This is a genomic window from Simkania negevensis Z (assembly GCF_000237205.1).
Lineage (GTDB): Bacteria > Chlamydiota > Chlamydiia > Chlamydiales > Simkaniaceae > Simkania > Simkania negevensis.
Window position 1 is genome coordinate 59,266 of record NC_015713.1, and the last position, 24,068, is coordinate 83,333.

Sequence of the window (24,068 nt, forward strand, 5' to 3'; positions counted from 1 at the left end):
GCAAGACCACTAACTTGAACTCTTTGTCTTGACAACCAAAGAACTCTTTGAGAAATATCAAGAAAAATCTTCCCTTTGTAAAACCTTCCTGTTAAATTATCCAATCTTGTCGTTCAAGAAATAAAGTTCAAAGTGAAAATTTTCCGTTTTCTCTTACTTTTGTGCTTGCCAGCTTTTCTCTTAAGCCCGATTCCTTCGTATACTTTTGAATCCAAAACCTTCCAACCTGAAACAAGACAGAAGCTATTCATTCCTCGAGATGATAATGGATTAATCAATCCTTGGGGATATTTTTGTCTGCGAAATGTTCTGACATATCTTGATGGTTATGTTGATCATGTTTTTGGGTTTATTGACCTTCTGTCAGATATTAATTTCCTCGAAAGGCTTTGTGATGAAGAAGCTGAGCGTGTGATAGATTTTGTGATTTTCTTTCTCCGTTTTAGTGTTCCTAAGAATCGATTAGATTTAGCTGAAAAGTACGAGCAAGAAATCGAAGCATTAATCGAACTAATGCATGAAGATGTAGATGATGAGAGAGAGTATCAACTATCATCAAATCGTGACGTCCACTCCGAATTTATCCCCGCTGCTTGCTACGAAAAGCCAGAATTCCTCTTATGTAAGAAAAAAAAGAACAAAGGCTGGTTTGAACGAAAATGGCACCATTTTACCCACTGGGTAGACAAGAATAAAGAACCGCTCATAGCCGTTGGTGCAGTTGCCATCGGTGCTACAATTATAGCACTAACAATGGGAGGGGGAGCAGGCGCTGGAGTTGCTATTGGTGGAGCCTTAGCGGGGCTGGCTGTAGAAGATGATCTATCTCCACCACATATCAATAAGCCCGGAGACGTGCGTTTTCGTGGTAAGCCTCCAGAATATGTCTCACCTCCATCCTATTCTTTACCTGAGGATAACTCCTTTTCAGCTCTTCCTTCGGAGGATTTTCAGTGCTTAGATCAAAACTTTGAAGAGAGCCTTCCTGAGTTGACCTATGAAGAGCTTTCTGAAGAAGTAGAGTTTGTTAAGGAAGAAATATTAGAAGTAATCACTGGTGAGCTTTTTGACGATAGTCACAGCAGTATTAAAGAATACGCAAGAAATCTTGTATCAGAGTTTGCCCACGAAATCGTTGATGACCTATCTGAAATGACAAAATCTGTTGGTGTTGTAGGAGGGTTACTCGGTCAGTTTGTTGATGAAAATTACCAAGAAACCCTTCAAGAGACCTATTTTCATATTCATGAAGCCATTGACAGAGGATTAGGGACCGATATCGGTTATTTTTATACCCAGCAAGGAAAGGAAGAAGCTGCTTATCTCAAGGAAAAGCTTGGCATAGATATTTTAAAAGAGACAGATCAAGAACTTGCTTCTGCTGGACTGATTCCACCTGGAGGAGCATTGGCAACTGGAGTCCGAGCCGTAACTAAGGGAAAAGGAGCTGGTCCTGTTGCAGCGGCTGCAGCTGGAGCGACTATTGTTGGATCAACGCTTAAACCTGTAGTTCCCGTGTCTGTTGAGCAGTCGGTGTCTGTTTATAGATCTTTCGATAAAAATACTGGGGAGGTAAACTATGTAGGGATTACAAATAATTTCCCAAGAAGATCCATAGAACATTGGAAACAAAAAGGTATCGAGATCGAACCAATTCCTGGACTTAACAGTTTATCTCAGTATGACGCACGTGCAATAGAGCAAGCATTGATAGTGATTCATAGATTACAAAAAAATGGGGGAACTCTCACGAATAAAATTAATAGTATTGCAAAGAAAAATCCTATAGAAGCAGAGGCTGTTAAAAGAGGCTTAGAAATTCTAAAAGAAAAAGAATACAATGGCCTAAAGGATATTAACGAATGAAAGAAGAAAAATTACAACCTATTAAGAGGATCCGCAAAAAAATTGGTGATGTGATCGAAATTCTCACTAGCAAGGGACTTGCATACGTTCAATATACTCATGAACACACGAAGCTACCTAAATGGGGGAGTTTGATTCGCATTTTGCAGGGGTTTTATGATATAAGACCATCTCAAAAAGAATTGGTTGAACTTGTAAAAAAACCACATCGATTTCGAACATTTTGCCCTGTTTATTACGGAATAAATACGGGAGATTGGAAATTAGTCGGGAATTTTCCTGTCCCCGAATTTGCACAGAAGTTTCCTATTTTTAAGCTTTCAACTGCACTTCCTGGAGAAGATCCACTTGAAAAGACTTGGTGGCTTTGGGATGGGGAGAAAGAATGGAAAGTTGGGAAGTTAAGCCCGGAAGAGCAGAAAAAATACCCATTACAAAAAATTTGCAACGACACTGCTTTGATCGAAAATATAGAAACCGGGAAGAGCTTGGGACGTGAGCTTTGTTGAGTAACTCCCTCCAGAAGAAAATAGGTGATGTTTTTGAAGTCCCTACATCAAAAGGATTTGCTTATTTTCAGTATACTCATGAGTACGCAAAGCCTCCTAAATGGGGGAGTTTAATCCGAGTTTTGCAAGGCTTCTATAAAACAAGACCGCAAAACGAAAAACTCTCTGAAATAGTGAATCAACCTCATCGGTTTCAGATATTTTTATTTTTAAATCATGCAATAAAAGAAAAGGAAGTATACTCAAACAACTTCAAAAATTGGATTTTCGGCTGCGCCAAAGCACCGTAATTTGCCGATTTTAAGTGACCTCATATTCCTAATATTAGGCGACTTAAAATCGACGAATTCCGAAAGCTTTCGCGTTGCCCAAAACCAATTTTTGAAGTTGTTTGAGTATATTTCTAGTTGGTAACTTCGCGATCCCAGAATTTGCTCAAGAGTTTCCCATTTTTAAGAATACCAACACCCCTCCTAAGGGTGACCATAAAGAAGCGATTTGGTCTCTTTGGGATGGGGAAAAGTTTTGGAGAGTCGGGAAACTTACAGAAAAAGATCAAATGAAATATCCATTTCTTAGCTTATGTGATGCCACAGCTCTTGTTAAAAATATTGAAGACGGAGCATTTTTCAACAGCAAATTTTGTTAAGTAACCTGAACTCTGGGTTTATTTTGCTTAGTCTCAGGAGAGAAAGTTCTCTTAAATTCTCGGTATTTTTGCTGATGGAAAGGGCCAAACGGTCTTTTTCGAGGCAAAAAGGTTAAGAAGAAAGAGAAAAATCCCTGAGTTCAGGTTAAGTAGTTATTTTGATAGTAAAGAAAAAATTTGGTGACTTTGAGGTGGGGGAAAAGAATTGAGAGTAGGTAAACTTTCTTTACAAGAGCAAATGAAATACCCTCTAGATAGGACATGTGACATTACAGCCTTTATCTTAAAAATTGAGCGAGGGAAAGGTTCTGGAGGGTTTTATGTTAGAAGCAATGCGAAAATGCACTCGTATCGAGATCTTTAGTGAGGCGATTTAAGATCAACCCAAAGGGATAAGCCTTCGAAAAAGTTTTCCATGCACGCCTTATACTGGAGATACTTTTTAGGCGAAGGAATTGTCTGTGTAAATGTGATAGCCTCTTCTGTCTTTTGCAAATAACTATCAGACGACTCTAACGGGAGTTTGCGCCCTAAACGCAGACACTCCCGTACATGTGAGGGAAGAGTCGCCGCTGGGATGTCTGCCGAAAGTTCCCACCTCTTGGTATGCGGAAAATTTTTTACTCGCACTTCACAACCGTAAAGTGAAATTTTTCCTAATTGTTGAAATGCCAATTGACTGAGTAAAAATAGAAAACTATTGTAAAACATAAGAAAACCTCACGGAATGTTATTATAACAAAAACATTATAATAAATCACCCCATTTAAGTTTTTTACTTGTTTTATAATTTTCTTTTTCCTTTTTGCTAATAATCTTCTTTTGAATTCCTTCTTCAGTGCAAAGTTCAAATAAAATATGACCTCGACGTTTATCCGGAATACGTAAAATTCTTTTTTTTCTTTGGCAGTTTTCAAAAGGTTTTTTGGAAACGATGAGGTAAGAATATTTTTCATCTTCGTATCCTTTTTCTCCTTCCTTGAGTAAGCGATGCCAAGGGGTGCGTGGTAATCTCTCGGAAAAATGGCACCAATTGCCCCCTTCCATAGGGCAAGAAGCGTGATGAGGGCAAGGAGCTATGAGGTGAGCTCCTAGCTTGAGAAAGAGGCTACGAAGGGCCAAAATGCGCTGAAATCCAGCTGGGGTGCCTGGCTCAATGATGATGATTTCCTCTTCTACCGATTGAAAAAATTTTTCTATGAGTGAGGGGTAAAGTTTCGGGTCAATTTCTGTGAGAGAGTAGGAAAAAAGATAGACTTGAGCAGAGGGAATTTCTTCCAGTGTTGTAAAGTCGCGTGCTTCCCAAGTTCCCCCCTTCGAGAGTGATTTTCCAAGTGCAATCAGTCCAGAGTCCCGTTCAATGAGATGAATAGAAGTGGACTCTGGTAAAGCCCAAAGAGAGGTGCCAAGGCCTGCGCCAAAATCGACAACAGAGGTTAGAGGAGTCTCTCTTTCTTGAAAGACGCGCCTTATTACTGCATAAGTTGCGGGGAGCCGTGTACACAAGTAGGCTAATCGGTCAACATCGGTTTCAAAAGAGCTTGGTAGACCACGTCTATACCGGTCTGAAAGCTTTTTTGCAGCAAGGGTAAGCTCTCTTACTCCATAGAGTTGAATTGCCCTTTCTACGGCCTGTAAAAGTTCTTCTGGGAGTTCCATGAAGTTATTTGAGTCTATACCATTTTGATCAATGGTATACGATCTTGGTCTTTAAGAGAATGATAAGCGCAACCAAAGTGGATATGGCAGAGATAACAAAGGGAATGAGAGTGTGTGCATGCAAGAAGAGTCCACCAATGAGTGCTGAAAGCATCATGGTAAGTGACAGCATCGATTGACTGAGGCCTAAAACTTTCCCTTGAATCTCTGGAGGCGCTGCATTTGAAATAGCCCCAGTGCAAAGAGGCCACACAAGTCCAGATAAAGTGGTACAGATCCCTAAAATGACGATGAAATAGCGGAGATGGTACGGATAAGGAACGAAGACAACTAAGCATGCGTAAATCAACAAGGAAAAAATAAGCACCCATTTTGGGTGGAAAAGTTTGTAAAGAAGGCGGTGAATAATCCCTGTTCCGATGATCCAACAGATGCCCATAATCGCGCAAATATCTCCAATCACCGAGTTGGATAAATGAAATTCTTGCACAACAAAAGCAGGAACAAAAAGAAAGATGATGTTCCATGAAAAGAGGTAAAAAAAGTAGATCAAATAGAGATTTTTTATCGACGGAGTGTGCAAAGCCATTTGAATATTGTGAATCCCTTTCACAAAATCAAAACGGGTTTTGCTGATAGATTTGATCGTTTCGGAAAAGCCAAATAGAATGAAAAGAACGTTGAAGAGGCCAAGTAGTCCTCCAATGAACATCGGAAAAGAAGAATCAAACAGTGGGTTCACATTGGGATCAGATAATTTCCCTCCGATGAAAGGACCTAAAATGAATGTCAAGCCAGCAATCGCTGAGCCATAGCTGTAGTACCTGACTTTCTTTTTCGGGCTTGGGCTCAGATCAGAAAGAGATGAAAGACAAATGGAGAGATTCCCTGCCCCAACCCCCATCACAACACGAGAAATAAAAATCCAAAAAAGCGAATGGTGATGAATGCTCCAAGCACTGAGTACATACCCGACGAAGGTTAAAAATGTAGTGAGAAGTAAGGCTCGCTTTCGTCCATGGTGATCCGCATATTCTCCCAAAACGGGGGCGAGAAAAAATTGAACAAACGGAAAGATTCCCAAAAAAATGCCAAGCATTACCGTTTTATATGTCAGCGAGACACTTGCTCCAAGAAGCCCTTTTTCAGGCTCTAAAAAGAGGGGGGCAAAAATGGGAAAAACAATCGTAGCGCCCAGGTTATCAACGGCAAATGTTAAAAAAATTGAAAAGAGCGATGACTGCTTTTTAACTGCTTCTTTGTTCACGAAAAAATCGATTAGTTCAAAGCCCAATCAATAGGGGTTTTTCCCCATTTTTTCAAGTATTCGTTCGTTTTTGAAAAGTGACGGCAACCAAAAAACTCCGTTGCAGAGTAAGGAGAAGGGTGTGCAGCCTTCAAGACAACATGAGGATGATTTGTTTGGCTTAAAATGTTTTCGCATTTTTCTTTGGCTGACTTTCCCCATAAAATAAAGACGAGAGGATCTTGCCTTTGGCAGAGACGCCAAATGACTGCATCAGTAAAGGTTTCCCATCCTCTTCCATAATGAGATTTCGGGTTCCCAGCTTGCACAGTCAGTGTGGCATTGAGCATGAGCACCCCTTGCTTAGCCCATTTTTCTAAATTGCCATGATGGGCTGGAGGAATGCCTAAGTCATCTTGCATTTCGCGGTAAATGTTTTTAAGAGAGGGGGGCGGATTAATTCCGTGCTGCACACTAAAACAAAGCCCATGGGCTTGATGTGCACCGTGATATGGGTCTTGACCCATGATGACCACTTTCACCTGATCAAAAGGGGTTTGACGAAACGCATTAAAGACATAAGGTTCGGGAGGATAAACAGTAATGCCCCGTTTTTTTTCTTCACTTAAAAAGGTTTTGAGTGCTTGGATGTAAGGTTTTTTTAGTTCTTCATCAAGGGCTTGATGCCACCCTTTTTCAAGTGTCATGACCATGAAGCGATCCTTTTAAGAAAAAAGGATAACCAATCTTAAAACTTCCAATCAACGTGAATTTTTGCGCTTGTGATGTAGAGTTTGTCGAAGGCGCGTCCTTCGCAACTTACACCTGCTTCATACAAATTGGCTTTTTTATAGATGAACTCAAAGCCAAAAGCGCATTGATGTGCTGTCCGATCAAACGTCTGCACTGTAAAGTTTGACTTACAAAAGTCTTCATCACCAACAAATTTAGAAGTGTAAGTTGCCGATGAAACGGGAATGTTTGCAACATACCCAAGGTGAAAGGAAGAACTCAAACAGCTATCCGAAAAGTAAACTTCTCGTAAGACTTTGATGAGAAGTTCGGGCTGCAAAAACGCTGTGTACTTGCTCGAAACATCTAAGTTGATACTCTTAGCGCCTGTTTCTTTGTAACTTTCTTCAAACACATTCATGTAGCTGAGGCGTACAGTAGGAATAAAACTCATCGGATAGTCGTTTTCTTTAGTCACAAACGTGAGTTTGTATCCAGCATCTGCTCTTAGCAATAAACCAAAAGAGAAATGATCATTTTGCGCCTCTCGAGAGATACCTGGAATCCGGATTTTCCTTTCAACGGAATAAAAGTTAAAACTTCCCTGCGTGAGAAAATTGAGATACCAATTTTTATTTACAAAGCCAAGAGAGGGTCCCATGTAAAGACTATGCCAGTGAGCATCACCCCCATTTCTTTTCCAACCTAAGTTGGTGTATGTGTAACCTAAGCCTCCACCAAATTGCATCCAAGGTAAAAAGAGGTGGTAAGCTCCCACTCCAAATCCATAGGTTCGGGTAATAAACTCGATTTGTTCTTCGTACCCCCGTTGCCTTTGCCACTGCCCTACAGGTGCAAACCAAATATAAGTATCTTTAAAATTCTCCGGGCATTTTGCTAAGTGAGCGCAATCATCACACCAAAAGTAGTTTTCTGAATTTGAAACAATTGCATCTGCAATCAAGTGGTTGTTTTGAAGATCTGTAAAAGGAAGAGCTCCAAAAATAGAAGGTCCAAGTTGCCCGAGACTGCTGATAAACTTTTCAGGAGGAAGTGTGAGTAAAATTTGCATCACATTAAACAGGTCGGGATTCTCAGGAACAAATCCAGGACAAAAGAGATAGTTTGCAATGTTTTTTGCATTTGGGGGAAGATCATTGATCGGAACAGGAGTTACAGATCCTCTATAAGGAACGTTGATTTGTACATTTGTTGGGTTGTAAACCACATTTACAGAAGTACCAACTGAAGAAGCTGTACTAGAAAAAGTATTATTGACCGTGGCTGCATTAATGATGGTATAAACAAGCGTCCCATCATAAATCCCAGGAAGCAGAGTCACATCTAAATTTCCATTAAGATCCGCAGACCCTCCTCCAACGACATTGAGAACATCAGTATTTCCAAAACTATCAATTTCAATCGCTAAATTTCCTGAGGCATTTTGTGTGTAAGTCCCATTTACAGTCATCACCCCTATTCCATTTCCTACCGAGACAGTCCCACTATTGGTTAAACTAATAACCGAAGCGTTCCCAGAAAAAGTCCCCCCACTATTAACGACAACATCCCCAGCTAACGAACCTGTCAAGTTCAATGTGCCGCCATCAACTGTTGTAGTTCCTGTAATAGGAAAATTTCCAACAAAAAAAGTGGTTCCCGTCCCCGATTTTGTCATGGTCCCTGCACCAGATATGGTTCCGTCAAAAAAACCATTAAAATTCTGGTTAAACGTTAAATTAGCTCCACCAGTTACAGCAATGCTTCCCTGCAGCGACCGTGTATCGCCAACAAGGCTTCCAGTCAAAACGCTTGTTCCACCCGTGTAGCTATTCGTTCCGCGTAGGGTCACAGTTGCCCCATTATCAACTGTCACAGCTCCAACCCCAGAAATGTCTCCTGTGTAGGTTGCGGTCCCTTCAAATGATACAACCCCATCATCGATTCGCATATCCCCTGTAAACCCACCAAAATCATCTAAAGCAAGTGTTCCTCCGCCCCCTTTGATCAATCGTTGATTGCCAGACAAGGGACCACTCAACGTGAGAGTTGTGGCTCCATCTGTATCAATTGTTGAAGACTCATTCACAGCAACGGCATTTGTCTGAGTAAACGTTGCTGTTGAGTGAAGAGTTCCTCCATCAAGGGTGATTTGACCGGTTCCATTCAAGTTTGAAGCTTGATCAATTTCAAGAATGCCATCACGAATAATTGTGCCCCCGCTAAAAGTATTGGCAGTCGTACCAAGATCAAAGATTCCATCTCCTATTTTCACAAGCGTTCCCCCTCCACTAATCGTTCCCGATTGTGTCAACGTCGTTCCTGAGTCTGGGCTAATAAATCCTTGACTTCCTACAGTGAGAGCAAGAGGGTGTGAGTTTGTAAAGCTAGCTGAAGTTTCAAGTGTTCCATTATTGAAAGTGATCGTTGATCCTAGCCCACCAATCTGATTGTCTGCACTAATCCGAAAAGCTCCGCCATTGATCTGTGTTCCTCCTGTATAGCTATTTGCTTGTAATAATGTGACTGTTCCTGTACCCGTTTTTCGGACAATACCCCCGCCCGAAATTGTTCCAACAGGAGATATTTCTGGGAAATTTCCATCAAAATTTTGCGCAAACACGAGAAGCGATTGATCGTCAATTGTTCTTTGAAGACTATTTGTCGTTCCTATGACAGTTCCGGTCGTAATTGTCGTTGTTCCAAAATAACTATTTGTCCCGCCTAAAATGAGAGTTCCAGTTCCTGGGTTCATCGTTATTCCTCCAGCACCAGAAAAGTCGCCATTTAAGGTCAATATAGCCCCTGCCCCAACATTGATCAAAGCCGTAGAGTTCAGCGTCCCATCATTTTCGAGCGCGACATTTCCAGAAGAAAGTTCAAGTGTTCCTCCGCCAAAAACGATTGGTCCAGTTCCTAAGTTCCCAGAAGCGACGAGTTCTATCGTCCCAGCATTGAGCTGTGTTCCTCCAGAGTAATCATTCGAATTTGGCCCCATGTTCAAGGTTCCGGCATTCGTTTTAATTAAAGCCCCGGATCCACTCACCGTTCCCTGCAAAGTCAAGGTTGTTGCACCATTGACATCAAAAGTTCCATTTGTCGCACCAATGACAATCGTATTGGGGATAAGATCGGTCACTATCGTTGCCAAGATTCCACTATTAAACGTGATTGTCCCGGTTCCCAAGTTTCCCATTTGACTCACTTGAAGCGTCCCAGAGTTTATATTCGTTCCCCCTGAGTAGCTATTGGTGTTTGACGCCATATTGAAATTAACAGTTCCACCACCAGCCTTAATAAAGGTCCCAGGCCCGTTGATTGTTCCAGTCAACTCTAAAGTATTGCCTGTTCCTACTATCCCTGTTGAGTTAAGAGTAAAATCGTTCGTCAACGTTACAGCAGCACCTGTTGAGTTGAGATTTCCCCCGTTCATGGTGATCGTCCCAGTACCATCTATGGCAGAAGCAGCACCAATTTGCAAAATCCCTTGGTTGATTTGTGTTCCCCCTGCGTAAGTGTTGGTCGTTGTCGCTAAATCATATGTTCCAGGACCCGCTTTGATCAACCCTCCGGCCCCACTAATCGAACCAGCAGTTTGAGTCAGTGTTGTTCCTGTCACAGGACTAATGATCCCATTTCCTGTTAAAGTGATCGAGCGATTGTTGTTCATTGAGTTGAGTGTTTGTAAGTTTCCTCCACTAAAAACGATGCCGCCAGACGTTAAGTTGTTGATCGCATTGATTTGAAGAATTCCAGCATTCAACTGAGTTTGTCCATTACTCCCGCTATTGTCTCCATTAAAGTTAACTGTTCCCCCTCCCGTTACTTGAACCGTGACCGATCCACTAATATTTCCAGCATAAGAAGGAGCGTTGGTTGACCCTTGATTAAAGTTTAACGTCCCATTACCCATGACGTTTCCTTGAATGCTTGTTGTGGTTCCCTGAACTGTTCCTCCAGTAATATTCGTTCCCGCTGAATAAGTATTTGCTCCAGCTAAAACAACAGTACCCGCTGTCGATTGAATTTGAAAGGCTCCTGAAATGACTCCTGAGATCGTCAGAGGATTAGAGGTTGAATTGGTAATCGTAGCATTTGACTGCAAAGCAATGTTCGAGTTGATCACATGCGTTCCATTAGGAAGATTTGCAAGAATTGTCCCTGTGTGGAGATTTAATGTTCCGCTACTGAGCGTATAACTATTGAAGCTCGTAAAAGTTAAGCTCATCACGTCGAACGTTCCATCAACAGTCACCGTTGTGGGTTGGGTGATGATATTCGGGAAAGTTGCAGTATCAGCTGCCGCATTTGGAACTGTTGCAGGGCTCCAATTTGATGCAAGACTCCAAGATCCACTTTGGTCCAAATTCCAACTCGCACTCCCACCAAAAAGGGACGCAGCGAAACAGAAGAAAAAGGGAAAAAACAGCTTTTTTAGGGAGCGCATACCGATCCAATAGTCCGTTATCCTGACTATAGGAAGAACTTAAAATAAAAACTAGTGCTTCTTCCCAAAAGTTCGAACCGCTAGTTGCGCCTAGTTTTTTGGAGGATTCTTGATTTTTGAAATCGATCACATTGCCTACGGGACAAAAAGAGATTTTGAAAGATGAAAAGATGCTCGAAAGATCGACCAAGTAGCGTTAGAAACTTTTGTTAAATTGTACTAGCGTCATGAAATAGTATTAAATTGACTAACCAACGTTGACAAATTCCCTTGTGCCCCCTAAAATTTTGGCTCTTTTCTGGGTGTAGCGCAGCTTGGCCAGCGCACTTGCATGGGGTGCAAGGGGTCGGAGGTTCGAATCCTCTCACCCAGATTTTTTTATTATCAATGAGTTGCGATTAAGATTATCTTGCCAACAAATCCTCTAAAAACCACAAATGTGGCAGGTAATGCACAAACGACAATGAACATGGAGTCCGACTTGGTGAAAGACGTTTCACTGGTCCTGTTAGGCTGGGTTCTTGGCTTATTTACCCTACCACTCTCAAAAGATGGTGAGGCGAGAGAAAAATGCCTTAATAAGCTGAATGAATTAAAAAGGGCTCTAGAAGACCTCCCAAAACATATGAAGAACCGCACAAGCGAACAACAATGTTATGATCATCTTAAACAAGCAAAAACCCTTTTTGAAGATCTAAACATCTGCCAAACTGGCCTGCTTTTCCGTCCTCCCAATTTGACGCACTTACTCACTGAAAGTTTGGCACTCATGCGCAAAATGGACCCGAGCAACGAGAACCGCGCCTTCCATATAACTCAAACCGCGGTTCAGATAACGATGCTCTGGAATAACAATAAGCACATATCCCAGGAGTTTCCGCTTCTTGAAGAAATTCAACAATCTATCAGCAAGCATTTTTTAGGAAGAATAGTAGATTCATGCCGCTTTTGTATTAAACCAAAAAACAAATGAAGATATACAACGTTGTGTCACCTCATTAAAATGGATTACGTATGGCAGTTCCTGCTTTTTATAGCAGCTGGTCTTGTCCTTAATCGGATCGAAGAGTTTTGGGCTCGTCAAAAAGAGATTAAAAAGGGACCGGCAAATCTGCGCAAAAACTGCATCGAGAAAATTCGACATTGCATAAACGAACTCGATCTCAATGCAAAATATATAGGCGGACCTAGCTGTCCCTGCAAAACTGATGCGCTGGAACGCTTGGTGTATTCTGAAGAAAGTACTCTTCTTGACGAGGATCTTATAAATTCACTCAAACAACTAATTGCAGAAGCCAGTATAGCCAGAACATCCGATGCAGCATTGATTGCTACTAGAGTTAAAAGCAGCTGCAAACTTTTGAAAGACTTACTTCAAAAGCGAAGCGAAGATCTTACAACTTCCCAGAAGACCTAGCTTAGGTTATCTTTGTAGTAGGATTTTTAACGTCGCCCTGCAATAATCGTCCCACAAATTTGTTGGATTTCATCCATGAACAGCCGCTCTCAGTCAGAAAAGTAAACTGGTTGCGATGTACCTTTTGATTTTCCTGCAAAATTTCCTGATTTCCCTTTTATGAAATGACTTTTTCATCTATATTTTTCGAGTATTTTCAGATACTATTCTCACAACGACCCATGCTTGCCTCCTTATTTTAATAACTGCCGGAAAAAAGCATGAAGAGCTCTTTTAGTCAAAAGAAAGAGCCTTAGCTATTCGAACAAGAGATAGAGAAAATTTTGGATTTTAATAGGCGTTATTGATGAGACAAACAAAGATATTCGAAATATTTTCCAAGTGTGTTGAGGCTATCCTTCAGGGAGCCCTTATTTCTCGAGTTAGCAGAACAGATAAAGAGTTTCACTTTCAACATTGGTTTCAAGCGCGACTTGACGCTATAGGCATCCATTACGACAAACCTGGACGTAATTCCTACCCTGATTTTTCATTAGTTGAAACTACTGAAGGATATGAAGTAAAAGGACTTGCATGGCCTGGGCGCGAATCGACTTATGATTGTAACAGTCAAGTTCCAACGGGATTTCATAACGGTCGAGATATCTATTACGTATTCGGTCGATATCCTAGTGCGGAAGAGGCTGGCAATGAATATCCCGTCATCGATCTTGTGTTTTGTCATGGAGACTTTCTTAATGCGGATCATGAATACATACATAAAAACAGAAATGTGAAAGGTTTTGGCAGTTACGGAGACATTATGATTCGAGATAGGAAGATGTACGTAGCTCCTACGCCCTTTGCGATCGCTCAAGGGCTTACAGGAACAAGGACTCTTATCGTTCCGTCTACAATGATACCCCCAATTAATTTCAAGAAAGTTGGAGATCTCATCCGTTTTGAATCAGCAAGTATAGTTATAGGTTACGAGTTCGATCTTACTCAAAATACAATTGCACCTAAAACTATTCCAAATCCAAATGCTGGAGAAAAACACACCTTTTTAGCTTACAGAATTAATTCAGATTCTGATAAAGAAGTAGCTATTGCAAAGAGTCAAATAAACGAAATTTTTCTAGAAGAAGAAGAGGAGTGATACGATTGATTCCACCTCATCTAGTAAATTGCCCAAAAGCTATTTTTAGCTCAGAACAATCTGTTGCCTACCCCTCAAAGCTTGAGATGGCAGATCTTAAATTATCAGGAATTTGTTCACCTGATAATCCATGGGAGACTATATCGTCATCCATTGAGAATGATTTTCCGTTTGTTGAAATTAGCGAAATAGCTGAGATAGAAAGTTGGCGTAAAGAAGTTTACAGACCTATCTATCATCTTCATAAGTGGTGGGCACAACGTTTGGGGAGCGTCTTTCGTTCAATTATTCTTGGTTCCTCTCTTCCCAATAAAACCTCCGTCCTTCATCATTTTTATTCCAAAACAGATTTAGGTGGGTTGGTTGTTTTTGATCCTTTCATGGGCAGCGGAACTACGATAGGAGAAGCAATTAAACTTGGGTGTACGGTTATAGGAAGGGATATTAATCCTGTTGCTTATAACGGCGTTCGAGCAGCATTTTCTAACGTAAATACCGAAGATGTGGAAAGTACATTCAATATTCTAGAAGAGAACGTTGGAAGAAAGGTTAGATCCCTTTACCAACTCTCAGACGGCAGCGAAGTGCTCTATTATTTTTGGGTAAAACACGTTAATTGTCCTGATTGTAAAGCACCTGTTGATCTTTTCAATAACTACATTTTCTCCAAACATGCTTATTCTTCTCGTTTCCCGCAGTCAAAATGTCTTTGCCCAAAATGTGGAGAAGTCTTTTCTGCAAGATTCGATTCAACTGCTGAGCAATGCCCATCATGTTCTTTCGCATTTGATCCTCAAATCGGTCCAACAGAAAAAGCTAAAGCAACGTGCTCAACCTGTCACTGTCAATTTGCAATTGCATCAATTGTAAAGGAAAGTGGAAAGCCACCTGAACACCGTATGTATGCTAAAATAGTACTAACCCCTGAAAATAAAAAAGAATACCGTAAAATAACAAGTGAAGATTTGCTCAAATTTTCACAAATAAATGATCTTCTTTGTCAGGAGCCCCCTCTTATTAACAAAACTGAGCTAAAGCCGGGTAAAAACACTACTCAGGCAATGAATTATTGCTACACACAGTGGGAGCAATTCTTTAATCCCCGCCAACTTTTAGCACTTTCATGGCTAGGAAAGGAAATACAGAAAATTGAGAACCAAAATTTAAGGTTAATCTTTTCCATTTTGTTTTCTGGCACTTTAGAATTCAACAACATGTTCTGTTCTTTCAAGGGCGAAGGAACTGGTGCAGTCCGTCATATGTTCTCGCATCATATTCTTAAACCGGAGAGACATCCAATAGAAGCAAATGTTTGGGGCACTTCAAAAAGTTCAGGAGCATTTTCTAGTCTATTCAAATCAAGATTATTGCGCTGCTTAAAATATCGTGAAAATCCATTCGAAATCGAGGTAAGTAAAAACAAAAAAGTTGGGACAAAGAATTTTAAATGTAATAAGCCAATTGGTCGTGATTTAAATTTTGTTAACAGATCGGATGAATTACGACCATATTCCGTATATCTTTCTTGTGGAGATTCTTCAAAAACAGATCTTCACGATCAATCCGTGGACCTAGTTGTCACCGATCCACCCTTTTTTGACAATGTGCACTATTCCGAATTGGCCGATTTCTTTTATGCATGGCAACACCCACTACTAGGTGATATGACAGCGACTTCTGATACCACTCGCCATCCCAACGAAGTCCAAGATGCTGATTCACAGAAATTCTCTGAAAAATTAGCTGCTGTATTTTCCGAGTGTCATCGTGTTTTAAAGGATACAGGGATGCTAGTTTTTACATACCACCATTCAAAAGAGGAAGGATGGTCAGCTGTTTCCCATGCTGTTGCTTCCGCTGGATTTAATTTTGTCTCCGCACAACCAGTTAAAGCTGAGATGTCGATAGCCGTACCTAAGCAACAAGCAAAAGACCCTATTGATTTGGACATCATTCTCGTATGTCGAAAGGCTTCTCAGGACTCTCGCTCTAGATTTTCTCTGCAACAGGCAGTTATATCAGCTTCAGAGAGAACCGATTCTCAAATAGAGCGTTTTTGGGAATCTGATAGGAAACTGTCTCGAAATGATTTACGGATCATTATTTTATCTAATCTCTTAGTCCAATTGTCTTCTGGCAGAATGAGCAAGGAACTCCAGTTAGAATTTGACAGAGCAGCCTTGTTGATCAACGATAAAATAGATAAGTATCTTGAAAAACAGGCGCTATGCTTGCAGAAATCGAAAGCATAAGTTGCTCTTGTACCCCGTTATGAGGTTGTAGCCTCTAACTGTGAGGTAATAAAAAGGTCAGGTCAAGGCATTATCCATCTTCTTTTGCTCAGGATAGCCGGCAATCCGATAGAATCAGAATAAGACAAAAAGTTGATTCAAATCAATAAATGAGAGATAGTTATGAGAAAATTAGTGACATGGAATGAGACAGAACGATATGGTTGAAAACATGAAAAAACTTGCATGGGGTGCAAGGGGTCGGAGGTTCGAATCCTCTCACCCAGATTTTTTTTAATTTTTTATACAATGTTGGAAACTCTGTTCACAACCTGTTCAAGAGTTGATGATAAATTGTTCGCAGGTTGCAAATCGACAAGTTTATCAACAAATAAACATCTTTTTGACATCTTGTGAACACTCTTCTTTCTCACCTAAAAAATGAGGTTATCTACAAATCCACAGCGAAAGAAGAAGAAGAAAATTAATATATAAATATTCTTTTCTTCTCTTGAAGAGATGTCTCGCGTTTCAGTATTCTTAATGGCATGAATCGACTATCATATGAACTTTTTTTTGACTTAGAGTCTTTTGAGCATCGATCCCTTTTTAAAGAAGGGGTGCCAGTATGGAATGCTTTAAAACACCTTAAAGCCTATTTAGAAAGTCTTTCTTTAGGGAAAATTGAATGTGACATTCCGAGTTCAACTATTTTAGATCATCCAGAACTAATCTCAATTGGCAAAGGAACAGTTGTTGAACCTGGAGCTTACATTCAGGGGCCTTGTGTCATTGGAAAAAATTGTCAAGTGAGACACGGGAGTTATATTCGCCCTTATCTTTTAACGGGAGATGACTGTGTCATTGGACATGCAACTGAAACGAAACATGCCATCTTTTTAAATGGAGCGAAAGCGCCTCACTTTAATTACGTCGGAGACTCTATTTTAGGTAGAGATGTGAACATTGGTGCTGGAGTGATCTGCGCAAATTTTCGTTTAGATAAAAAATTGGTTCCTGTCCGCGTTTGGGGTGAGCAGTTTTCTTCTGAGCTTAAAAAATTTGGAGCTATTGTCGGTGACTCTTCACAAATTGGGTGTAACACTGTTTTAAACCCTGGGTTACTCTTAAGAAAGAGAAGCTTAATTCGCTCGTGTGAGTCTGTTTCGGAATCAAACCTTAGAAAGGATGTTTCGCATGTCTAATTTATCGCTAATCAAACCCTACAAAGAGCAATTTGAAGCGCATTTAAAAAAAGCTATTCCCAATCTTTGCGAAAAAAGCAAACTGCGTGATGCGTGTGAATACGCTCTTTTAAATGGGGGAAAACGGATCCGTCCGATTCTCGTTTTGATGATTGCAAATGCTTTGCAGCAAGGAAAAATTCCTTTCGATGCTTGTTTATCTGTTGAATATTTTCACACAGCTTCATTAATTGCTGATGATCTTCCTTGCATGGACAATGATGACTTTCGACGAGAGAAACCTTCAACACATAAAGTTTTTGGGGAAACTGTTGCCTTACTTGCTAGCTATGCAATGATCACTGAAGGTTTTGAAATGATCCATCGTGCTGCGCAAGGTTTTCCGGGAGAAGTCGGAATGCTTGCTCTTGCTTGTGCAACAAAAGGTTCCGGCCTTCAAGGAGCAACTGGAGGGCAATTTTACGACCTTTTTCCTAAAGGAAAAACTCTTGATGACGTTCGAGAAATCATCGAAATGAAAACCGTTACCTTGTTTGAAGTAGCCTTTACTTTTGGCTGGCTCTTTGGTGGGGGCGACATTCACCTTTTAGAGGACGTTAAGCGAGCTGCTTATCATTTTGGGATGGCCTTTCAAATTGCTGATGATCTCGATGACTTAGAGCAAGACAATTGGAACGATGAAACCCCTAATCTTGCCCTTTGTCTTGGACAAGAGCAAGCTTTATTTTTACTTGAAGGGGAGCTTTCAGCGTTTCAATCTAAAATGAAAAAACTCCAGATTTTTAATCTGGAGTTCCATGAATTGCTAGACTTGCTTAAACGAGAGCCGGCTCTTCCAGCTTAATACCTTGGACTTTTTCTAAAATTTGCGCTTCGATTTCATTTGTTAAATCGGCATTTGCTTTAAGCATTTCGCGTGTAGCCTCTTTTCCTTGGCCTAACCGGTTTCCTTGGTAGCTGTACCACGTTCCTTTCTTTTCAATAATACCTTGCTCTACACCAAGGTCGATGATTGAACCGGTTCTTGAGATACCTTCATTAAACAAGATATCAAACTCTGCGACACGGAAGGGGGGAGCCAATTTGTTTTTTACAACTTTGACTTTAACTCTATTTCCGACGTCAATGTTGTCTGAGCCTTTAAGTGAAGCAATCCGTCGAATTTCTAACCGAATTGAAGAATAGAATTTGAGAGCTCGCCCACCAGATGTCGTTTCAGGATTTCCAAACATCACTCCAACTTTTTCACGGATTTGATTGATGAAGATAGCGCATGTTTTACTCTTAGAAAGAGTTGCTGTTAATTTACGCAGTGCTTGCGACATGAGACGTGCTTGAAGTCCAACATGTGAGTCGCCAATTTCACCTTCTAATTCCGACTTTGGTACAAGAGCGGCAACAGAGTCGATGACGATTAAATCAACTGCATTAGAACGAGCTAACATTTCAGCAATATTGAGAGCATCTTCTCCACAATCAGGTTGAGAAATCATTAGTTCATTGAGATTGACGCCGATTTTAGCTGCATAACTAGGATCTAATGCATGCTCTGCATCAATGTAAGCAGCTGTTCCTCCCGCTTTTTGACAATTTGCCACAATATGTGTAGCAAGAGTTGATTTACCAGAAGATTCAGGTCCATAAATCTCTACTACACGACCTCGAGGAACACCGTTAATACCTAACGCTAGATCAAGTGAAATAGCGCCGGTTGGAATCGTGCTGATTTTTCGCGTTGATGAATGAGCACCAAGCGACATGATAGATCCTTCTCCAAACTGTTTTTCAATATGAGAAATAGCGAGTTCTAAAGCTTTTTTCTTTGCTGCATCTTCTGAGTTAGACATGGAATCACCTTTTTCTTTTTCCTTAGTTTTTTCACCCAGTGTAACAGATTGCTTGCTTCAATTGGAGAAAAAAAAGAGCCGCTTCTGAGAAATAATTAGCAGGAAATCAGGATGAAGATTTCAAATGCTTACAACCTAAGCTTTGAGTTTTTTTCACCTATTCTCTCCAATTTTTCTCTGCATAAGCAATCACCATTTGAATGCGAAATCTGCAATTATTTATACCCTGTAGATTGGATCATAGTAGGAATCCTCTTCCTTTAGGAAGAGGAAGATGTCAAACCTACTTCACTTCCTTTCTAGTGCTCCATAGATGGACCTTTTTTAATAATTATTTTTTATATAAATTGTTAATTATAAGTTGTTTATGGTTTTATTTAAAATTTAATTTAATTATAATAAAATTTTTGTTATAATATTACATAATTGGGAGTGGAAGGGTATTGAGAAGTGAGTCTTAGTAGTTTTGATCCAAATATGTCCACGTCTATGACGTGCGTCTTAGTCGATACGAAAGAGAATAAAGAAGTAGAAAAAGATGATAAGTTTCAACCATTTTCAAGCTTTCCACAGTTCATAAAACAACAAATCTTTACCTTTTTGACAGATGGCGAAGCGCGGATTGCAATGCTCACTTGCCGTGAATGGGCGATCTTAAACACTTTTCCAATGGGAAATGTACGACTTCGATTTAAATCTATTTGTCAAATCATTGAGATTTCATTTCCTAGAAATTACGAAAGATCTTCATACATTGAGCTAGCAAGAAGATGTCAAGAGCCTGTATTGACAAGTGAAGGGTATAAGCACCGTTTCGGAACAAGCAAACCTATATCGATTTCGCAGAAATTTTTAACTACAGATGCGATAGATCCATCTATTGAGCATGGGATAAATGGAGTACAAGCTGAAATGAAACAAGACCCCGTCTTAAAGGAGATTGTAGATCAAGTCTTCATTGTTGAAAAAGACACGATGTACACACACTCTCCAGTTTATCATTCAATGAACAACACAGTTTATTTATTTGGTTTTTCTGCTAAAAGGTTCTTAGAAGTGATGAACCGAACTCACAATGAAGAATTTCAAGTTCCAGATCATGACTATTCTGGAGTCCATTGGTTTAGATTCTCCCAAGAGAAGGACTCCAATTATCCAACGAAAATAGAAGATTTTCCTTTAGGGAAACTCGAAAGGAATATTTTAGATGATCACGTAAGCCCGATTAAAGAATGGGTATTAGCTGTGAATCCTTCCTTATTTTGTAATGGATGGACCCTAGGGGAAGGAACGTGGGATATGTTCATCTTAAATAAAAGTGTCTTTCCACCAAATGAAGAGAGCTATTTTAATATGCTTTGCGATCAGTTTGGGTTACTTCCCGACAAAAAAGTGCGCGCAGAGTTTGCAAAAGAGTACGCTTCACTCCTAGGTGAAACTTCAAGTATAGGAGGGTCGTGGTTAAGAAAGCAAAGAACAGAAGACCAGCGCGATATCCCCTTTGGAGATCGAGGAAATAGACAGTTAGGAAGTCTTTTTCAGATTCTCATTCCTAGAACCATTGTAAATGAAGTAGCTTATCCTTGTCGAGATTACGGACTTCCTAAAGATCTAAGTGGCAAAAAAATGACTGAAGTTCATAGCGAAATTCAAGCTAAGCCCCATGAGAATTACTATGTGCAAGCGAGGTTAATGACTTCAGCATTAGTCAACCCGAAAAATCAGATTGTTACGAAAACTTATGGGTTTCCCGCCTTTCTTGAGACCTCGCAGGGTAAAGAATTGGTGAAAAAGTTTGATCAGTTTTTTTTACGGGTAGTGGCTGCAACGGTATCAAAATAGTTAAATTTAGCAATAATCCCAATTACTACTTAGGTCGAGTATTTGAGGTTCTTTTACCCAGTTAAATAGTTTGGCGATTCCAGGGATGGACTCAAACTTTGAAAAAGTTAGTTTAATTACTTTTAGATGAGGAGAAGTCTCTAACATTTTTTCAAAAGGCTCGACAATCTCTTCTGTAATTCCATTTGTCTCTAATGTGAGATAAGTCAGTGTTTTTATGCCTGGAAGGACATTGCTAATAGCAATCATTTGGTCTTTAGTTATTCGTAAATTTGAGAGCTCTAACGATGTTAGTTTTGGATGACTTTGTAGAGTCTTAATTAAGAGTTTGAATTTTGATTCGTCTAATTCAAACCCACCTTGAATTTTTATTTTAGTGATCCTTCCTCGTTCCATTAATTTTACAAGAGCTGAAAAAGTTTGATCAGTCAAATTTACCCAAGAAAATTCAACTTCTGTTTTTTCTCCAATTAAAGCTTCAAGTGTTTCTGTTGGAATGTCGATATGAGAAATGAATGGAAAGGAAAGCCTGTCTATTTTAAACGTTGCTTTTGAAAGAGAGCTTAACCATTGTAAAGCTACTTCAGGTGAAATATTTGAAAAATCAATTGATTGAGAAGATTCTGTCCAACATTTCTCTAAGGCTTGCAAATTCTCTATTGATTGAGTTTTAATGTAATCAACAAGAATTTGATCTGTTAAAACTGTTTTATCATCAGACGGAAAAGAAGAAGTACCATGTGTTGTAGATTCAACTTTTCCATAGGTAGCGCTAACTGACATAAAAACCCCATAAACTTGATTATAAACACCGTAATTCAAAAAATTTTTCACTTCATCTAGTGAAGATTTTCTTGAAAAATTCTCAATAATTGATTCACGAAGTGTATACATTTTATGGCGTTTTTTAATTTTTTTCAAGATTGTGTTCCCTTTTAAAGAGAGTAAAAAAATAGATAGTAAGTTTAGTTTCTATAAAAAAAAGAGATTTGATAATGAAGATAGAAGGAGGTAAATATGTCATATCTTGCGGGGGACATTGGTGGAACAAAAACACACTTGGCATTATACCAAGACCAAGGTGGAAAAACAACCTGTGTCAAAAATCAAAAATTTCCAAGTAAAGATTATCCCAATTTAAGAACTATTGTAAAAAAATTTTTAATTGGTGTTGGTCTCGAAATCGAACGTGCATGTTTTGGAATTGCAGGACCTGTTGAAGATGGAAAAAGCAAAGCAACTAACTTGCCTTGGATCATCGACTCACGCCTGCTCGAAACAGAACTTAAAATTAAAAAAGTTGCCCTCATCAATGATTTAGAAGCTAACGCGTATGGCTTAAAAGTTCTTTCTGAAGACGAATTTTTTGTTCTAAACGAAGGTGATTCCAACGCACAAGGCAATCAAGCGATGGTTTCTGCCGGAACAGGTCTTGGTGAGGCTGGAATTTTCTTTGATGGAAAAGACCATTTTCCATTTGCCTGTGAAGGAGGACACACCGATTTTGGTCCAAGAAATGAAATAGAAGATCAGCTTCTCCACTACCTGCGTAAAAAATTTGAGCACGTTTCTTATGAAAGGATTTTGTCTGGCCCTGGGCTTTACAACCTTTATCAATTTGTCGTGGACACGAAACTAGAAGATGAAGATCCCAAAACTGTTGAACTCATTAATAGCGGAGATTCTCCGCGACTTGTTTCAGAACTTGGTCTCAGTGGTGATTCAGCAGCGTGTGCGAAAACTTTGCAGCTTTTTGCTTCCATTTATGGATCAGAAGCAGGCAATGCCGCGCTTAAGTTTTTTGCACTTGGTGGTATTTTTCTCGGAGGAGGTATTGCTCCTAAAATTTTAGAAGTGCTCAAAAGTGGTCAGTTCATGGATAACTTTAAAGCAAAAGGAAGGTTTGCACAGCTTCTTTCTACGATTCCCGTCAAGGTGGTCCTCAATGATAATACTGCCTTACTTGGTTCAATGTACTATGCGCGTAACCTCATAGAAACAGGAAAAAAATGAAAAAAACATTTACCTTGTTTTTACTATTAGGGACGCAACTTTTTGCTGGAATCGATGAGCGGCTGGAAAAACTCGAGCAGGATATGAATCAAATTTCATTCCAAACGTCAGAAGGAGCCTATGGAGCCTCTTTCCGAAGTGCAAGTCCTGAAGTGGAAGATGACCACCTATTGATCTCTTTCGCTATCCTCTATTGGCACCCAAAGGTGGGGGGTACTGAATATGCCGCAACGAAAAACCTTCCCGTGAATCAACTCCCCCAACGTGGGAGAGTCAAAGATCTCGATCTCACTTGGGCTTGGGGGTTTCGCGCTGGAGTTGGGGGAAAAGTACCACACGATAACTGGGACCTTAACTTCAACTTCACTTACTTTCGCAGTAACGACACTTCTTCGACCCGAAAAACCCCACCAGCAAATGTTTTTGCCCTTGTAGGATTCTTTGGGGGGAATTTCCAACATGCTAAATCCAACTTTCAACTTCTCTATCTTAACTTTGACTTAGAACTTGGTCGAAACTATTTTATCAGCCGCCGCTTAGCATTTCGCCCTCACGTTGGTGCCAAGGCATTGCGCATGCATTTAAGAGAAAAAAGCAAATTTCTTTTCAGTTCTCTTCAACAACAAGGACAACTTGTCGGAGAATTTTACAAAGTTGGCTCTCGCTCAGATTCCGATGGCCTTGGTCCACGTATTGGAGTGCAAGGGTCGTGGTTCTTAGCAGATGGTTTCCGTCTCTTTAGTGAGTTAGCGGGAGCTCTTCTTTATGAGTACGATGAAGTAACCCAACGAGAAAAATCGTCTCCAAATACTTCAACTGACAACACCAACATCAGGCTCATTGGAAACAAACATCACTTCACCCCATTTTTTCAAATGTATTCTGGTCTATCTTATGGGCGCTACTTTCATTATGATAAAGTCTACCTTCTCTTGAAATTTGGCTATGAAGTCCAATACTACTTTCGCCAAAACCAGATGTTAAACCCTAATAACTTCATCTTTGGCCCTAATAACCCTAGGCCTCTTCGTCTCGATTACGAAAGAATAGGAGAAGATGTCTCTTTTTATGGCATCACCTTCTCTGCAAACCTCAGTTTTTAATATTTTTTTCTTTATCAAGAAAGTGTATCTCTTATACCCTCTATCGGGATAGTAAAAAAGATGAGTTTGCAATGAGATGGAATTACTTTTTTCTATTCTTTTTTCTGATTTCCTCTTTCACTTATAGCCTTAATCAAAAAGAATGCGAAAAAATCCATGCCAAG

19 protein-coding genes and 1 tRNA gene are annotated in these 24,068 nt (G+C 40.0%); 13 read left to right on the forward strand and 7 right to left on the reverse strand.

Annotated features, from left to right (window positions below; all coding sequences use genetic code 11):
- The first annotated feature begins 132 nt into the window (after positions 1 to 132).
- The 3 genes from SNE_RS00910 (at position 133) to SNE_RS00925 (ending at position 3,024) form a co-directional block, all read left to right on the forward strand.
- Positions 133 to 1,866, forward strand: a complete 1,734-nt coding sequence (locus SNE_RS00910) for a hypothetical protein (RefSeq protein ID WP_013942399.1) — start codon at positions 133 to 135, stop codon at positions 1,864 to 1,866.
- Positions 1,863 to 2,375 carry a hypothetical protein gene (locus tag SNE_RS00915; RefSeq protein ID WP_013942400.1) on the forward strand — a complete coding sequence of 171 codons (513 nt, stop codon included), beginning with the start codon at positions 1,863 to 1,865 and terminating at the stop codon, positions 2,373 to 2,375. Before SNE_RS00910 ends, SNE_RS00915 begins: the two co-directional genes overlap by 4 nt.
- 391 nt (positions 2,376 to 2,766) lie before the next feature.
- On the forward strand, positions 2,767 to 3,024 hold the full coding sequence (locus tag SNE_RS00925; RefSeq protein ID WP_013942402.1) for a hypothetical protein: 258 nt from the start codon (positions 2,767 to 2,769) through the stop codon (positions 3,022 to 3,024).
- Between the two features lie 360 nt (positions 3,025 to 3,384).
- Here the strand turns inward: SNE_RS00925 and SNE_RS00930 are convergent, their stop codons facing one another.
- The 5 genes from SNE_RS00930 to SNE_RS00950 are packed head-to-tail and all read right to left on the reverse strand — an operon-like array spanning position 3,385 to position 11,108.
- Complete coding sequence (locus SNE_RS00930; RefSeq protein ID WP_013942404.1) at positions 3,385 to 3,735, reverse strand: hypothetical protein; 351 nt, start codon at positions 3,733 to 3,735, stop codon at positions 3,385 to 3,387.
- Between the two features lie 36 nt (positions 3,736 to 3,771).
- The gene (locus tag SNE_RS00935) at positions 3,772 to 4,683 is read right to left on the reverse strand and encodes a small ribosomal subunit Rsm22 family protein (RefSeq protein ID WP_013942405.1); all 912 of its coding nucleotides are present in this window, start codon (positions 4,681 to 4,683) and stop codon (positions 3,772 to 3,774) included.
- Positions 4,684 to 4,711: 28 nt separating this feature from the next.
- Positions 4,712 to 5,950: an MFS transporter gene (locus SNE_RS00940; protein ID WP_158307185.1), complete on the reverse strand. Its 1,239-nt coding sequence runs from the start codon at positions 5,948 to 5,950 to the stop codon at positions 4,712 to 4,714.
- 11 nt (positions 5,951 to 5,961) lie between these two features.
- Positions 5,962 to 6,642 carry a uracil-DNA glycosylase gene (gene ung / locus SNE_RS00945; RefSeq protein ID WP_013942407.1) on the reverse strand — a complete coding sequence of 227 codons (681 nt, stop codon included), beginning with the start codon at positions 6,640 to 6,642 and terminating at the stop codon, positions 5,962 to 5,964.
- A gap of 35 nt (positions 6,643 to 6,677) precedes the next feature.
- Positions 6,678 to 11,108 (reverse strand): autotransporter-associated beta strand repeat-containing protein, encoded by a 4,431-nt coding sequence (locus SNE_RS00950; protein WP_013942408.1) that lies wholly within the window; start codon positions 11,106 to 11,108, stop codon positions 6,678 to 6,680.
- A gap of 298 nt (positions 11,109 to 11,406) precedes the next feature.
- Between SNE_RS00950 and SNE_RS00955 the strand changes: the two genes are divergently transcribed.
- The 7 genes from SNE_RS00955 to SNE_RS00985 all read left to right on the forward strand — a co-directional run bounded on the left by SNE_RS00955 (position 11,407) and on the right by SNE_RS00985 (position 17,943).
- A tRNA-Pro gene (locus SNE_RS00955) sits at positions 11,407 to 11,481 on the forward strand.
- Positions 11,482 to 11,547: 66 nt separating this feature from the next.
- Positions 11,548 to 12,081: a hypothetical protein gene (locus SNE_RS00960; RefSeq protein ID WP_148258913.1), complete on the forward strand. Its 534-nt coding sequence runs from the start codon at positions 11,548 to 11,550 to the stop codon at positions 12,079 to 12,081.
- 30 nt (positions 12,082 to 12,111) lie between these two features.
- Positions 12,112 to 12,525, forward strand: a complete 414-nt coding sequence (locus SNE_RS00965; protein ID WP_013942410.1) for a hypothetical protein — start codon at positions 12,112 to 12,114, stop codon at positions 12,523 to 12,525.
- A 346-nt stretch (positions 12,526 to 12,871) separates the two neighbouring features.
- Entirely contained in the window at positions 12,872 to 13,663 is a 792-nt protein-coding gene (locus SNE_RS00970; protein WP_013942411.1) for a hypothetical protein, read from the forward strand.
- The gene (locus tag SNE_RS00975) at positions 13,660 to 15,915 is read left to right on the forward strand and encodes a DNA methyltransferase (protein ID WP_148258914.1); all 2,256 of its coding nucleotides are present in this window, start codon (positions 13,660 to 13,662) and stop codon (positions 15,913 to 15,915) included. Before SNE_RS00970 ends, SNE_RS00975 begins: the two co-directional genes overlap by 4 nt.
- A 527-nt stretch (positions 15,916 to 16,442) precedes the next feature.
- Positions 16,443 to 17,099 carry an acyltransferase gene (locus SNE_RS00980; RefSeq protein WP_013942413.1) on the forward strand — a complete coding sequence of 219 codons (657 nt, stop codon included), beginning with the start codon at positions 16,443 to 16,445 and terminating at the stop codon, positions 17,097 to 17,099.
- Positions 17,092 to 17,943: a polyprenyl synthetase family protein gene (locus SNE_RS00985; protein ID WP_013942414.1), complete on the forward strand. Its 852-nt coding sequence runs from the start codon at positions 17,092 to 17,094 to the stop codon at positions 17,941 to 17,943. The genes SNE_RS00980 and SNE_RS00985 overlap by 8 nt, the downstream gene beginning before the upstream one ends.
- Here SNE_RS00985 and recA read toward each other — a convergent pair.
- Positions 17,915 to 18,946 carry a recombinase RecA gene (gene recA, locus SNE_RS00990; RefSeq protein WP_013942415.1) on the reverse strand — a complete coding sequence of 344 codons (1,032 nt, stop codon included), beginning with the start codon at positions 18,944 to 18,946 and terminating at the stop codon, positions 17,915 to 17,917. The two genes, SNE_RS00985 and recA, sit on opposite strands and share 29 nt — an antisense overlap.
- A 477-nt stretch (positions 18,947 to 19,423) precedes the next feature.
- On the opposite strand from recA, the gene SNE_RS00995 reads away from it, so the two are divergent.
- Positions 19,424 to 20,788, forward strand: a complete 1,365-nt coding sequence (locus tag SNE_RS00995; RefSeq protein WP_041418660.1) for a hypothetical protein — start codon at positions 19,424 to 19,426, stop codon at positions 20,786 to 20,788.
- 6 nt (positions 20,789 to 20,794) lie between these two features.
- Here the strand turns inward: SNE_RS00995 and SNE_RS01000 are convergent, their stop codons facing one another.
- Positions 20,795 to 21,709: a leucine-rich repeat domain-containing protein gene (locus tag SNE_RS01000; RefSeq protein ID WP_013942418.1), complete on the reverse strand. Its 915-nt coding sequence runs from the start codon at positions 21,707 to 21,709 to the stop codon at positions 20,795 to 20,797.
- Between the two features lie 96 nt (positions 21,710 to 21,805).
- Here SNE_RS01000 and glk point away from each other — a divergent pair, with 96 nt between their 5' ends.
- Positions 21,806 to 22,801, forward strand: coding sequence for a glucokinase (glk, locus tag SNE_RS01005; RefSeq protein ID WP_013942419.1), 996 nt, complete (start codon positions 21,806 to 21,808; stop codon positions 22,799 to 22,801).
- Entirely contained in the window at positions 22,798 to 23,904 is a 1,107-nt protein-coding gene (locus tag SNE_RS01010) for an Lpg1974 family pore-forming outer membrane protein (protein WP_013942420.1), read from the forward strand. Before glk ends, SNE_RS01010 begins: the two co-directional genes overlap by 4 nt.
- Positions 23,905 to 24,068 lie beyond the last annotated feature (164 nt).